The organism is Aliirhizobium sp. YIM B11859, assembly GCF_057163345.1.
In genome coordinates, this window is the sequence record NZ_JBXHAY010000001.1 from 1,204,347 (window position 1) to 1,219,050 (window position 14,704).

A 14,704-nucleotide genomic window follows, 5' to 3' on the forward strand; every position below is an offset into this window, starting at 1 on the left:
CCCCTTCATCAAGACTATCAATAAGTCACTTTGTGGTGACGGCAGGCTCAGGTGTTTGGAGCCGGTTTTGTGCAGCCATTTCCTCTAAATCGAGTTCATACTCGATCTCGTGGAGGGTGCTGTCCCGCATTTCGCCCTTGCGATAGAGCGCGAGCAGCTCCTGCCTTGCCTCTTTCACCAACTTTAGAACAATCCTGAAGTGCTCATCATCTAACGCGCTATTCGTGGCCTTCATGTTTTCGGTGTCGGTATTCGCTGTTGGGGGCTCAACCAGGTGACTGGTTCTGTTGCCGCTTTCAAGGAGTGCCCTGCGGCGAACTTCAGCTAACCGAGCGCGAATTTCGTTCTTGCGCCTCTGTTCGTCCTGTTTCTCGTCGGACGCTTCGATGCCAAGCATCCTCACAAGGACGCCGAGCGTGCTGCCTTGGACGAAAACTGTCACGACGATCACCGCAAACGCAGAGAGGAGCACCAGATCGCGTCCTGGTAGCTCCGAGGGAAATGCGAGCGCTGCTGTCAGCGTAACCACGCCGCGCATGCCTGCCCAACCGACGACCGCAACGTTCGAAACGACATTGGTCTTCCCACGAGTTTGGCTTGGCCAAGCCACGGCAGCGCATATGCCGATCCAAACGAACCTTGCGACAATAACTGTCAGGACGACTGCGATCACAGGAATAAGGTTTCTACTTAGGGCATCTGCGTCTCCCCCGAGACGGGTCAGCACGTCCCGAAGCGATAGGCCGATGAGGATGAAAAGCAGAGACTCCATTACGAAAACCAGTGCTTTCCAAAAGGACTGTGCTCTCACTCGCGTGGCGGCGAATACGAGGTGGTGATGTTGCCAGCTCACGACCAAACCAGTTGCAACAGTCGAGAGTACGCCCGACCCACCGATTTCCTCTGCCACGATGTAGGATGTTGTGGCCAGGAGAAGGGTGGCAGTGATGACCAGCTCGGTTTCCGCCAGTCGCACGATAACTCGCATCCCGAGCCATCCGAAGGCGAAGCCAACGGCAGTTCCAGCGACAACCAGCCAGATAAACCAGCCGATTGCGTGTGAAGGACTAAATTGTCCAGTGACTGCCGCCCCGACCGCAATTCCAAACAAAACGAGACCGGTAGCGTCGTTGATGAGGCTTTCGCCCTCTAGCAGTGACAGCAGTTGCCTTGGCAAGTTCAGCCGTCTCAGCACAGCTGTCGCAGCGACAGCGTCAGGCGGTGACACTATTGCACCTAGAGCAAAACACACAGCCAGCGGCAGGTCTGGTAACAACGTCTGCAAAACCATGCCGACTACGATGGTCGTAAACACTACCGCACCCAGTGCGAGGGATAATATACCTCTGATTTGCGCTTTGAAGTCCTGCCACAGCGTGAAATATGCCCCACTCATCAGGAGCGGTGGCAGGAACACGACCATGATCAGGTCGGGGTCTATTTCCACCTTTGGTATCCCGGGAAGGAAGGCAAGGACCATTCCGCCCGTGATGAAAGACGCTGCCGGTGGCATCTTCAGCCGCCTAGCAAGGAACTCCAGGATCAGCACCGCCAAGAGCAGAAACACCAGGAATTCGTATTGGGCCTTTATCGGCATGGAAACTCCGATGGTTATGGCGCACCACCGGCTGGCCCGGCATGCGGTCGCCGCTTGCGAAGAGACCTCGTAACCTCATGCGCGAGGAAGGAGACTACTTCTCGGCTGGCATCACGCGGTGCGTTTTCTGCCTACCATCGGAACGAGATCGCAGGAATCATACCTGGGGATGAGGCTACTCAACCGTTCGGCGGTCGCCTGGGAACTGTCGTCCTGAGCGAGCCCGTCTTGGCTCTGGGCATTGGACGGGAAGGAACTTCTTATCGACGGCGGTTCAAACGGCCATCAGTTCATACGCGGGTATGATTTTTATGTCGCCCAAACTCTGCTTTCGTCAGAGCATGAGCGAACAACAAAAGCACTCTCGGTCAGATTCTCGGAATTTCGCTATCGGTGGGCGGCGGCGCTTTGCTGTTGGCGAACACGACGTCCCAAGGGGTCGGAGCGGAGCACATCTCGGTCAAGAACGCGACAAAAGCCTTCACATTTGGATTTCCTCGCCTGCTTTCAGGCCAAAAAGCAATGATGTCGAACCGGTCTATCGCATAGTCCTTCAGGACAGGGACAAGCTGACCGCGCTCAAGATATTGGGCTGCAATGTAGGTAGGAGAAATCCCGATTCCGCCTCCCGCGACCACCGCACTTGCAACCCCATCGCTGTTGTCGACAACAATCGAGGCTGGGGGGATGATCTCAAGAACGCGGTCACCAACCCGAAACGGCCACCGCAATGGTTGGCCAGAACTTTGATATCGAAAATTCACGCAGTCGTGCGCCACGAGGTCTTCAGGTCGCAAGGGGACGCCGCGCCGTTCCAGGTAAGTTGGGGACGCGAATGCGCAAATCCTGTTGGGCGCGAGTTTGCGGGCGATCAAACGAGAATCGCCAACTTCACCGACACGAATGGCTACGTCGATCCCTTCTTTAACAATGTCATCGTATCGGTCGCCCAGCCTGAGATCGACAAGCACCTTCGGAAACCGCTCCCTGAACGCAGGAAGAACCGGCGCAATCAAGTGAACACCCACTGGCAACGGGGCCGTGACTTTGATGAGCCCAGCGGGCTCCGCGCGAGCCGCTACGGCCGCCTGCTGTATCTCCTCCGCTTCGCGCAGCAAACGGAGCGACCGTTCGTGAAGGTCTCGTCCTTCTGGGGTGAGCGTCAAGGATCGCGTCGTTCGGGTGAAAAGAACGACACCAAGGTGCTCTTCAAGCCGCTGGACACTTTTGCTGATCGCGGAGGGTGAGACGCCTAATGACCGGGCAGCCGAGGTGTAGCTGCCAAGCGACGCGGCCCTGGCAAATGCGATGATCCCAGTCAGTCTATCAAATCCGATTTGTTCCATCATGGAATAAGTAAAGCGAATGTTGCCACGATTATCAATCCACAGGCCAGCAATTATCTTTTTACCAACGCACCATGGTGGTGCTGAAATGGAGAGAAGCAATGAACCAGATCGTATCGGCTCCGGCCACCCAGTATATCACCTCAAGCCTCGAAGGTAAGAACGTACTCATATTTGGCGGCACATCGGGCATCGGCCTTTCAGCTGCGAAGCAGGCCAAGGCAGCAGGTGCAAACGTCACAATTCTCGGACTTGATAGCGTTCGCGCAGAGGCTCTCACAAACGAGAACGGCTTTGCCGGGTATCGCACAGCAGACGTCACGCAACCGGATTCGATCTACAAGGCTCTCGCCGATATCGGTCATGTCGACCATCTGGTTCTGCTCGCTGGTACATTCGTCGCAGGCATGGTTCTTGAAGCCGATACGAAACACCTGCAACGCGCATTCGACGAACGCGTATGGGCAACTGTCCACACCCTCAGGGCATTGGGCGACAATCTTGCCAAGGACGCTTCGATCACCCTCATTTCCGGTGCCCTTGCTGACCGCCCCAATGCCTACGGCGTTGCAATTCTTGCAGCAGCGTCCGCAGCGATGGAAGCTCTCGGAAGAGGCCTTGCCCTCGAACTGGCTCCGCGTCGCGTGAACATTCTTTCGCCAGGACCAATCGACACCCCGATCCTTTCGAAGGCGCTCGGTGACGGCCGGGATGCCTACGTCGACCGCCTGAAGCAGACCCTGCCGCTGCATCGCCTCGGCACTGCTGATGAAGCTGGTGCTGCTGTTGTGTTCCTCATGGCCAACGGTTGGATGAACGGCGCGGTGCTGAACGTAGACGGCGGCTCGCGTCTCGTCTGATCGTCCCACTTAAGCCTGAGAATTTTCAAGGATTAAACAAATGCCATCTCTTTTTGACCCGATTGAACTGGGAGCCATCAAGGCTCCCAACCGCATCATCATGGCCCCGATGACGCGTGCTCGCGGCACCCGAGAACATGTACCCACTCCGATGATGATCAAATACTACGCTGACCGCGCATCTGCAGGTCTGATTATCAGCGAAGCGATTGGCATCAATCAGCTGGGTCTCGGCTGGCCTTATGCCACCGGGCTCTGGTCTCCAGAGCAGATTTCCGGCTGGAGAAAGATCACCGATGCTGTGCACGAAAATGGTGGCCGTATTATTGCCCAGCTCTGGCAGATGGGCCGCGTCGTCCATTCAAGCTTCCTTGACGGCGCTCAGCCGGTGTCGTCCTCGGCAACGACAGCTCCCAGCCTGGCGCATACCTACGATGGGAAGAAGCCCTATGTAGAAGCGCGGGCACTGAGCGTCGAGGAAATTGCTGAAGTCGTTCAGCACTTTCGCGACGGTGCTCGCAACGCGATTGAGGCAGGGTTTGATGGCGTGCAATTGCATGCCGCCAATGGTTACCTCATTGACCAGTTCCTGCGTGACAACTCCAACTTCCGTGATGACAAATACGGCGGCTCGATTGAGAACCGCGTTCGCTTCCTGAAGGAAACCACTCAGGCGGTGGCAGATACCATTGGCGCGGATCGGACGGGTGTCCGGTTGTCACCGAACGGTGAAACACAGGGCGTCGCAGATAGCAATCCGCTCCCAGTCTTCACTGCTGCCGCTGAAGCGCTCTCAAGCATCGGAATTGCACATCTCGAACTGCGCGAGCCTCCGGTGAACGGGACCTTCGGGGTAGGGGATATGGACCCGCTCGCGAAAGACTTGCGGGAAGCTTTCAAGGGTCCCCTCATCCTGAACTCCGATTTCGATGCCGCACGCGCTCAAGCGGACTTGGATGCAGGCGTTGGTGATGCGGTGGCGTTCGGCCGCCCCTTCATCTCCAACCCCGACTACGTGCGCCGACTTGCTGAAGGCATCGAACTTACCCCCGACGACAGCGCAACGTGGTTCACCCAAGGCGAGGAAGGTTACAACACCTATCCCAAGGCCGACGGCGAGAAACTCGCCAAGAGCGCATGAGGTCATCATGAGCACGGTCGTAAATGATGGGCAGCTGCGGCTGCCCACCTCGTGGTTCGGTGTAGCCTCACTGGCCGTAGGGTCGTTTGCGCTGGTGACGTCCGAGTTCATACCACTAGGCTTATTGCCGCAAATTGCGGCGAGCCTGAACATCACCGTCGGTCAAGCGGGATTGATGGTCACGATGCCGGGCCTCGTTGCAGCCGCTGCCGCCCCACTTACTATTGGCTTTGCTGGCAACATAGACCGGAAGAAGCTGCTGGTAAGTCTGCTGATTTTGCTGACCATCGCGAATGTCCTGACGGCGACCGCCGCTGGGCTGGTCCAGCTCCTGCTGGGGCGCTTCCTCCTTGGTCTCGGCGTCGGCTCTTTCTGGACTATCGCAGGCTCGTTGGGACCAAGGCTGCGACCTGGTCCGGACGGGGTGAAGGCAACGACACTGATACTATCTGGGATTTCGCTTGGTACCGTCGCAGGCGTTCCGGCTGGCTCCCTGATAGGTAACTTGTTCGATTGGCGAGTCGCGTTCTGGGCGGCGGTGACCCTTTCGGCGCTATCGGTGATCTCCATCACCATGCTGCTTCCGTCATTGCCATCGCAGAACAAGCAAGGACTGTCGGGAATTCCGGTCGTCTTGCGTCGCCCGAAAATGCAAATTGGGGTTTTCGCCGTTCTGGCAATTTTCCTGGCCCAATTTTCTGCTTTCACCTATGTGACGCCGTTCCTGAACGAGCGATCCGGCATATCTGGGCCGTTCCTTAGCTCGATACTGCTTGCCAATGGAATTGCAGGGTTTTTCGGCAACATGCTGGGCGGCTGGATCGCTACTAAAAGTGTGAGGAAAGCTGCTATCTCAGCGGCGAGCCTGATCGGTGGTTCGGCCATATTCTTGATGCTGACGGGGACCAACTCGTACGTAGCGATGATCTTGGTCACGGCATGGGGGCTGGGCTTCGGGATGCTGCCAATCAGTATGCAGTCATTCCTGCAGAGTGCTGCACCAGATGCTCCTGAAGACGCTCAGGCCATGCTGGTAACTGTAGGACAGATTGCCATCGGCGTTGGCGCTCTCGTAGGGGGCTCAATTGTCGATAATGCAGGGCTTTCTGGTGCCATGCTGTTCTGTTTCATCGCGTCTGCAATCACAGTTGCAGTTATGCTCCTGCCCGCAGCGTCTCGGACACGGGATTAATTCCATTCCCGCTCGGAGGACGGTGACCGCCTATTCTACGGTAACCGGAGCGGATAGTCCGAGCGAGGCCCCTATTTCACGGCCTCGCTCGGCAAGCCAATGGCCTACGGGCATCCGACGAGACGCATATCTCTCCAGTGAATCGTTGATGTCCGTGCCATGCGCAATCGCCTTTACCAAGGCGATTGCGTCTCCCGCTGCTTTCGATGTTCCCATTGCGGTGTGCGGTCGAACTGTGAATGCAGCATCGCCCACCAGGGCTATGCGATTGCCGGTAATGCGGGGAGCGTCGTAGTCGAAAATTCCTTGAACCCACGGATCATCTGCCGCTCTCGCAACGGCGGCAAACTGCGGCGGCAAAAGCCTCTCAGCATCTCTTAGGAACGACGCACGCGCCGCAGCGGGAAGCTTGCCGCGCGGGATGCCAAAATCATGGCGGACACCTTCGTTATCAGTAAAGAAGGTCGGGAGATCGCTTTCAGCGAGAGGGCGATACATCCCCCAATTTAGTCGCCGCTCACCCGCTCTGGTTTCGCCGTTGGGCCCTGGTACTAAATATCCAATCGACTGAAGGGTCGGAGCTGAAAAACCCACCATTGCTTCCTTTAGCGGTAAGAGACTGGCAGGCAATACCGCCTCGGGCAGAACCGCTCGCCACGCCACATATCCAGCAAATGAGTTTCTGAAGGCGTTGGGATTCAGACTTTGTCGGACGACCGAGCCGATACCGTCCGCACCAATCACAACGTCTGCCGCTTCGGTTCCTCCGTCCTCGAATAGGATCGAAGCGCCGTCCTGGCTATCCCGCACGGCTGTCGCCTTGCGCGACTGGATGTAAATCGCGTCAGGAACCTTGCTACGCGCTGCGCGATATAGAAGGTCCCAGGAAAAGCGCGAGGCTGTCACCTCTCGGTGACCGACAATCTGTCCATCGCGGTCAAGCCATATTTGTAAGCTGGCATTTACTGCCAACCTCATGACGTGTTCGCAGCCAAGCATCCGGAGTGCGTCGAACAAGTCGCGTGCACCGACCAATCCGGCTCCTCGTGTGGATAGGTTTGAGCGCGACCTTTCATAGATCAAAACGTCATGGCCCGCACGATGCAGCAGTGCGCCACAGAAAAGTCCGGCGAGCGATCCGCCAACAATCCGAATGCGAAGAGGAGCGTTGTTCATCATCGACCTGTCCACGATGCTTGTCGAGTTTGGTGGGTCCTATCACGCACGCCGAGGGCCATCCTCTATACGCCGGTATGAGTGACAGCCTTGGATGGCCGTGTCAGTTCTGATGCCTCGTGCATCATTGATGGGAGCCTACAATGTCCAAGAAACGGCCTGAGGGAATCCGCGAATACGACCATCCAGCTGGCGGATGGGGTGCGCTGAAGGCTGTTGCGGACACGCTCAAACATCAACAAATTATCTTGCAAGGCGCTACTACTCTGCTCAAAGCCAACCAACCAGACGGGTTTGATTGCCCGGGTTGTGCATGGCCTGATCCAAAACACACGTCCTCTTTTGAGTTCTGTGAGAACGGCGCAAAGGCGATTACGTGGGAGTCCACGGCTAAGCGGGCAGGTGCGGACTTCTTTGCGCGAAACCCGGTCAGTGAGTTGTGGAATTGGAGCGACTTCGAACTCGAAGATTCCGGTCGTCTATCATTTCCGATGATCTACAATCACGATACCGACCGCTACGAAGTGCTCGAATGGAAGGCCGCGTTCCGGATCATCGGTGAAGAGCTTCAGAAGCTCGAAAGTCCCGATCAAGCGGAATTCTACACGTCGGGTCGCTCGTCGAACGAAGCAGCATTCCTTTATCAGCTCTTTGTCAGGGCCTATGGTACCAATAACTTTCCAGATTGTTCGAACATGTGCCACGAGGCCACTTCGGTCGGGCTGCCACTGTCAATCGGGGTCGGGAAGGGGACAGTGACCCTCGAAGACTTCGACCATGCTGATGCGATTTTCAGCTTCGGCCATAATCCTGGTACGAACCATCCGCGCATGATGACAACGCTGCATGATGCTTCGCGGCGCGGGTGTCCCGTCGTCGTGTTCAATCCATTGAAAGAACGTGCTTTGGAGAGGTTTGCCGCGCCGCAAGACCCTATCGAGATGGCGACATTCAGCTCAACTGACATCGCATCATCTTACTACCAGGTCCGCGCTGGAGGTGATCTTGCGGCGCTTAAGGGCTTGATGAAGGCGATATTTGAGAAAGATGATGAGCGTACCGCCGCTGGTCGTGCATCAATTTTAGACCGCGCTTTCATTTCCGAGCATACCGAGGGATACGACGCTCTCCGTAAGGACATCGACGCAACCACCTGGGATGATATCGTCGAAGTGTCCGGCCTAAGCAGACGCGACATCAAATCTGCCGCCCGAATTTACATCAAAGCGAAGAACGTGATCTTGTGCTACGGCATGGGCATCACCCAGCATAGCAATGGCACCGCAAACGTGCAGCAGCTGGCAAACTTCCTGATGCTTCGTGGCAACATGGGTCGTGAGGGAGCTGGAATCTGCCCCCTTCGTGGTCATTCGAACGTCCAGGGCGATAGGACGGTCGGCATCACCGAAATTCCAAACAAGGCGCTAATCGATGGCATCGAGCGAGCATTTGGCTTCCGTCCTAGACAGGACAAAGGTCACAATGCCGTCGAAACGGTGGATTCCATTGCCGAAGGGAAATCGAAAGCGCTGATTTGCCTTGGTGGCAACTTGGCCGTCGCGATGTCAGACCCCAACTACGTCTTTGAGGGCATGCGAAAGCTCGACCTTGCTGTTCATATCGCAACCAAACTAAACCGCTCCCACCTCCTGATCGCTAAGAAATCAATCATCCTGCCTTGCCTTGGCAGAACTGACATCGACATGCAGGAATCTGGCATCCAGTCGGTGACCGTCGAGGATTCGATGTCGATGGTCCATGCCTCCAGAGGTTTCCTGAAACCGCCAAGCGATGTCTTGATGTCCGAGCCAGCGATTGTCGCTTCCATCGCACGAGCCACGCTTGGCGATAAGTACGGCATTGATTGGGAGGGAATGGTCGCAAACTATGACCGTATTCGCGAAAAGATCGAAGCGGTTTTTCCGATCTTCTTCGACTTCAACAAACGCGTCCGGCAGCCGGGCGGCTTTAGGCTCGAAGTCGGCGCTTCTCACCGGGTCTGGAATACCCAAAGCGGGAAAGCCCAATTTCTTATTGCTCCAGGCTTGAACGAAGACCCGGTCCTGAAAGACAAGAATCTTCTCGTGTTGACCACCATTAGGAGTCACGGCCAGTACAATACGACGATCTACAATCTCGATGATCGATATCGTGGCGTGTTTGGTAGGAGAGATGTCCTCCTAATGAACAAGGAAGACCTCAAAGAAAGGGGTCTTTCGGAAGGTGATAAGCTGCTCATCCAGGCTGGGGCTGGCGAAGGGACCCGCGAGGTAAACGGGTTCACCGCCCTCGAATACCCAATCCCCAGAGGATCAGTTGCCGGTTACTATCCGGAATTGAACGTCGTGATCCCCCTTTCCTCAATGGATAAATTGTCAGGAACCCCTGCATATAAGGGGGTGCCCGTGAGGATCAGCGCCGCCGATAACCGGATGGTCTAGATGGCCCGTCTGAGTCCCGAAAGATTATCGTCGAAAGGGACAAGGTCTTGAAGTCTAGCGAGCACTTGACGCCCGTGACAATTCAATTTCTCGCGGTGATTTGCGGCGTCACCATCGCGAATGTCTATTATATCCAGCCTTTGTTGCTGGATATTGCCCATGAGTTCGGTGTGGGCCTGAGCACATCGGGCTTCATTCCCGCGCTCATTCAATTTGGCGTAGCAGTCGGCGTCTGCTTAATTCTGCCATTGGCAGACGTTATGAATGTCCGGCGGCTGCTGACGATCACTGGCGGCATTCAGGCTTTTGGCCTGTTCGCAATGGCGCTGTCGCCGAATTTCCTCGTATTTTGCGCTGCCGGATTTGCCGTCGGACTGGTTGCTATCACATCCTATGCATTGAACCCCTATGTATCGATCCGTACACCCATTGAGCGCAGAGGCCAGGTGATCGGAACCCTCACCAGGGGCATCATCATCGGTCTTCTATTGTCGCGCACAGTAAGCGGATTGGTGGGGCTGCATCTGGGATGGCGGGCAATGTTCGCAATCGCTGGCGTTGCCACACTGGCGACCTTGCTTCTAATCCGCCTGCTTTTGGACCGTGACCCAGGCACCAGCACGATGAGTTACCGCGACCTGCTGCGCTCTCTTTTCATGCTTATCCGAACACAGCCGGGTGCCCGGGCTGCTGCGCTTTGCCAGGGCGCTAGTTTCGGATCATTCAATGCTCTCTGGGTCGGTCTTGCCTATCACCTGCAGAGTCCGGCATTCGGCTGGAAAAGCGACGGCGTAGGGGTGGTCGGCATCATTGGCGCGTTGTCAGCGTTTTCCTCTCCGTGGATCGGAAAAGCAGCCGACCGGTTTGGGGCGCGGCAAACACTCATCTGGTCCCTGGTCGCCGCGACCTTCGGTTGGCTGACTATATGGGTAACGGGCTATTCGTTGGCCGGTATAATCGTCGGTGTTGTCGTCATTGATGTCGGCGCGACGATTGCGGACATTTCCAACCGGACGATCTTGTACAAGCTGAACCCCGATATTCGAACGCGGTTGAACGCGATTTATACGCTCGGAATGTTTGCCGGGGCAGGGGTGATGTCTTGGCTCTGTGGGCTTGGATGGTCGGTAGCCGGATGGTCGGGTGTGTGCGTGGTCGGCTTCTTGTCCATGGGAGTGGCGGTCGTTGTGGCGGGTTCGTCTATCGGAAAGTCGACTTCAGCCTGAACGCTTCAATCAGGCGCTGATTTTCAGGGTAATTGCATCGCATCCATTGCGGATTTGAATTAGCCTCTGGCCTCAAGTAACCCTGCCGGAGGACCCAGCTTACCATGCTCACCGACGTCTTCCTACGCCGATACAAAGACAAGGTTCTTTGGACGAAATACGATGAACAAGACAGAGTCGTTTGGTTCCAAATAGCTTCACTGGTCGTAAAGGAGCTTTTGCCCCCGATGAGTATGGTTCGCGACGACAATCTGAAATACCCATCCCTGAAAGAAATAGTTCGGCGTATTACCATGGAGCTGGGTGACCGAAATCTGCCCCATGACAATGAATACACTTGGGGGTTCACTTCCAATTCAACCTACCACGAGAGCGTCTGGACGTTTTTGCGAATGCCGCCGCCAGTCAGTTTCAATCAGATAGATAAATTCATAAAATACAAAATCAGCCTCGTGGAATTGGCCTTTCGCATGGTCGGCGAGCAACGCATGGCTCCAATTGCCGCTGCCGAGGTTCTCGTTGCGAAGCCGAGACTGTTCTTTAGATCACGCGTGCCAACAAAAGAAGAATTGGGCGATAACGGCCATGCGAAGTTCCAAGGTCATATCGCCGAACTGAACCAGCGATTTCAGCAAGCGCAGTATCCCTTGTCCTACAACAATGGATACATCCAATTGAAAGATGCCGGTCTCATACCGGAAACCATACACGATCCGTTTTGGAAGTTGGTTGAAGCGCCCGAATGGCAAAACGTCTCAATCAACATGGCCGAGGCTTTAGACCTCCGAGATAATGGCGGATTAAATCCGAGCCTTTACGCGGCTAAAGCGCTCGAAAGCTTGGTAAAAATTATCTCAGACAAAAAGGGCTGGACCAAGGGCACCGAGAGAGGCGCGAGTAATTTCATCGACAATTTGGCCAGCCAGGCAAATGGCCACTTGATCGAGCAGTGGGAAGCCGATGCTCTGAGATATTTCTTTTCAAAAATAAGAAATCCGCTGGCTCACGGATCGGGAATGGCTGACATGCCAAAATTGACGCCGCAGCAGGATGATTGGGCGATAGAGGCTTGCATGTCCTGGATTAAGTCCATTATGGCCCGAATATGAGAGTTTGGGAGTCTCAGCGAGAGATAACCGATACCCTGCGCTTTCACCTCATCTGCAAAAAAATGGTTTGCTCCACGCAGGGTTGGTATGCTTACGCAAAGCCTCCACGTTTTCGCCCTGCTTGCGTACGATTGTCGGCACGGAATTATTATCTTCATCGCGTGGGACGAAGCAAAAAAAACTAGCTGTCGCACAAGCACTTGTATAGCGTGCTTGGTGTCCGGCGCGGCGGCTCTGGCTTATCGGGTCGGTGGGATTTCCAAATTTTTCGCAGAATCAACAAAAAAACCGGAGATCATCAATCTCCGGTTTATCTCATTTTATTCATATTCATATTGGACTCAAAGTCCAGTTTCGTTGCTTTTCGCCATTTTGACGTCCTCTATTCATTCTTGTTACTATCGCGACATACACATCGCTTAGGCTACAACGTGGCGAGCAACTCATTGCTCTTTTACAGAATATGGATCGGCGACAACCAAATCAAGTCCCTCGATCACATTTTCCCGGTCCGTCGCTTGTTGTTGTCGCGTAAGATATAGAACCGAAACACGCTGTCCCTTATCGAGATTCACTTTCGGCTTTAAGCGAAGCTCCTCTCCATAATGAAGCGTGCGGCCGCCCTTGCCGGGTTTGTCGGCTGGAAGCAACCGCGCGGTGTCTTCTGTAGCTCCGACAGCAGCCTCTTGTTCGTTATTCCATTCGACATGGAACGAATTTTCAGCACCCTTTGTGATACGGTTCACCAGTACAACAGAGAAACGTCGGCAAAATCGAGAGGGTGTATAACCAATCTCCTCTCCCGCTCGAAACCAACACCAATATTTGAAAACAAAGTTTTTTGAATGGCGTCCAACTGAAAATCTGGCGGGAAATTCGCCACCTTCTTTAAGCAGAATCGGAATCGGACCGTTGTTAATCTTTTCCTCGTCATCAATGGTGAGCGAAACGATCTGCCCAAGTTCTGCAGGTATTGTGGGTTTGTCCGTAAAGTCATCTGGTGTCACCCCGAACTTGGTGTCATCTTCAGCATCAACGTCACCGAACAAGTTCACCACCGACGTCTTAATCGTCACGTACGCTCTGAACGCATCGTAGTCGGGATTATATTCCTCAACTGTGATTCGGCGTTCTGCCGATGCATAAACGAAACCGATTTTCCGGACATCTTTACCAACTGATCCAAGGGCGTGCTGTTTCAGGTCCTCGTCAGCTTCTATTTTAGCAGCGAACAATATTGCTAGCCTGTTTTCAAACCCCTCTTTTTCAGGAGCGCGAAGGCCTATGATCGCAGCAGCCAAGCCGACCACGGAAAAAAATATTACATTGACAGTCCAAGAAACATAGAAATTTTCAGAAACTACTTCAATTCCATGATGCCGGAACAAGCCCATGAATGAGGTTGCGAATATTGTCGAAAACCACAGGTTGAATATTAGAATAATTCTCCGATCCGAAAGATATAGCCTTCTTATGTGATCGAGAGAGGATGTCTTTTCGACTAATTCTCCCTTAACCAAGGTTCTGAAACAAAAGACGAATAAAGCAAGGGCTGCTACAGAGGCAACGTCAAAGTGAAAGTAAGAAGTGGTTGGAGAACATTTGGCACAATAGTAATGCAAATATGAATTAACGACGGCGTAATATAACGTAAAGGATGTAACCGCCCAGAATCTATTTCTTACCGCGAGTCCAAAGAGAACCGCCCCGCAAAAATTGGCTAAGAAGTCTGTTGTGAACCAGCTGATTTCAAACACCTCTGACCTCGCAATGGAAAATTTAAATCTTTAGCACTCACCGGTTGAGTAACAAACGAAGTGACTGAGGTAAAGCTCATGCGTAGCGCTCAGTCGTGGTGCCATGCAACTTTGCAAAACCGACCGATTTTCCATTTACGGATAGTGCCACACTCTAAACTTAAATGACGTCAGCGGCCTTGCGGTCGCTGACTTCTCTTTGTGGCGCTTTCTTCAGTGTTCGACTATGTCCATGTCGGCGAAGCTCGATCCCTTGGTCTCCTGAGTGACTAGGCTATGGCCGGTGAGGGGACCGCCATACTGCTGTAGGAGGCCACCCTCGCCAAGTGTCCCGAGGTCAATGACTGCGAAGCCGAGCTTTTGCATCAGCTCCGAGACCGTGGCCTTTGCGTCAGCAACCTCACCAGAGATGAACAAAGTCCGCTTGCCATAGCCGCGACCGTCATCCGTTTCTCGGCCAAGGATGCGTGCGAGAATATGGTTGAACCCTTTCACCACGCGTGCGCCCGGTGCCAACTCGGCAACGATAGAGGTCGATGGTTTGCCTCCAAGGTCCGCCGGGCCGAAGGTTTTCGGGTCAATCGCATTTGTCGCATCGACGATGATGCGATTCCTCCAATCAGACGCGTTGGCAAGCACGGCCTTCACCGCCTCGTGTGGCACAGCCAAAATGACAATCTGTGCCTCCAATGCCCGCGAAAGCTCGGTGGGGTGAATTGCACTACCGAGTTCCGCCGCGAAGTCCTTCAGCGATTCCGGACCGCGAGTGTTTGCGACCGCGACCGAAATTCCCTTCCGGGCAAAATGGCGTGCGATTGCGGTTCCAATCGCGCCCGATCCAATGATGGAGTATTCCATC

The 14,704-nt window shown here is 54.5% G+C and carries 11 protein-coding genes; 6 read left to right on the top strand and 5 right to left on the bottom strand.

Translation table 11 applies throughout. The features are described 5' to 3' along the window. Positions 1–25 precede the first annotated feature (25 nt). A complete protein-coding gene (locus tag AC2GXZ_RS05625) occupies positions 26–1,597 on the bottom strand; it encodes a cation:proton antiporter (protein WP_483758112.1) in 1,572 nt (523 codons plus the stop codon). Between the two features lie 368 nt (positions 1,598–1,965). After that, positions 1,966–2,943: a LysR family transcriptional regulator gene (locus AC2GXZ_RS05630; protein WP_483758280.1), complete on the bottom strand. Its 978-nt coding sequence runs from the start codon at positions 2,941–2,943 to the stop codon at positions 1,966–1,968. A gap of 101 nt (positions 2,944–3,044) precedes the next feature. Between AC2GXZ_RS05630 and AC2GXZ_RS05635 the strand changes: the two genes are divergently transcribed. The 3 genes from AC2GXZ_RS05635 to AC2GXZ_RS05645 are packed head-to-tail and all read left to right on the top strand — an operon-like array spanning position 3,045 to position 6,136. Beyond that, positions 3,045–3,803 carry an SDR family oxidoreductase gene (locus AC2GXZ_RS05635; protein WP_483758113.1) on the top strand — a complete coding sequence of 253 codons (759 nt, stop codon included), beginning with the start codon at positions 3,045–3,047 and terminating at the stop codon, positions 3,801–3,803. A gap of 40 nt (positions 3,804–3,843) precedes the next feature. Next, on the top strand, positions 3,844–4,944 hold the full coding sequence (locus AC2GXZ_RS05640; protein ID WP_483758114.1) for an alkene reductase: 1,101 nt from the start codon (positions 3,844–3,846) through the stop codon (positions 4,942–4,944). Positions 4,945–4,951: 7 nt separating this feature from the next. Next, on the top strand, positions 4,952–6,136 hold the full coding sequence (locus AC2GXZ_RS05645) for an MFS transporter (RefSeq protein WP_483758115.1): 1,185 nt from the start codon (positions 4,952–4,954) through the stop codon (positions 6,134–6,136). Positions 6,137–6,166: 30 nt separating this feature from the next. Here the strand turns inward: AC2GXZ_RS05645 and AC2GXZ_RS05650 are convergent, their stop codons facing one another. Next, positions 6,167–7,315: an FAD binding domain-containing protein gene (locus AC2GXZ_RS05650; protein ID WP_483758116.1), complete on the bottom strand. Its 1,149-nt coding sequence runs from the start codon at positions 7,313–7,315 to the stop codon at positions 6,167–6,169. Between the two features lie 140 nt (positions 7,316–7,455). Between AC2GXZ_RS05650 and AC2GXZ_RS05655 the strand changes: the two genes are divergently transcribed. The 3 genes from AC2GXZ_RS05655 (at position 7,456) to AC2GXZ_RS05665 (ending at position 12,088) form a co-directional block, all read left to right on the top strand. Further along, positions 7,456–9,753, top strand: a complete 2,298-nt coding sequence (locus AC2GXZ_RS05655) for an FdhF/YdeP family oxidoreductase (protein ID WP_483758117.1) — start codon at positions 7,456–7,458, stop codon at positions 9,751–9,753. Positions 9,754–9,800: 47 nt separating this feature from the next. After that, the gene (locus tag AC2GXZ_RS05660) at positions 9,801–10,979 is read left to right on the top strand and encodes an MFS transporter (protein ID WP_483758118.1); all 1,179 of its coding nucleotides are present in this window, start codon (positions 9,801–9,803) and stop codon (positions 10,977–10,979) included. Between the two features lie 104 nt (positions 10,980–11,083). After that, positions 11,084–12,088: a hypothetical protein gene (locus AC2GXZ_RS05665; protein ID WP_483758119.1), complete on the top strand. Its 1,005-nt coding sequence runs from the start codon at positions 11,084–11,086 to the stop codon at positions 12,086–12,088. Between the two features lie 443 nt (positions 12,089–12,531). Here the strand turns inward: AC2GXZ_RS05665 and AC2GXZ_RS05670 are convergent, their stop codons facing one another. Together AC2GXZ_RS05670 and AC2GXZ_RS05675 are read right to left on the bottom strand one after the other, a co-directional pair. Further along, the gene (locus AC2GXZ_RS05670) at positions 12,532–13,845 is read right to left on the bottom strand and encodes a hypothetical protein (RefSeq protein ID WP_483758120.1); all 1,314 of its coding nucleotides are present in this window, start codon (positions 13,843–13,845) and stop codon (positions 12,532–12,534) included. A 213-nt stretch (positions 13,846–14,058) separates the two neighbouring features. Next, on the bottom strand, positions 14,059–14,703 hold the full coding sequence (locus AC2GXZ_RS05675; protein WP_483758121.1) for an NADPH-dependent F420 reductase: 645 nt from the start codon (positions 14,701–14,703) through the stop codon (positions 14,059–14,061). Between the last annotated feature and the right edge of the window lies 1 nt (position 14,704).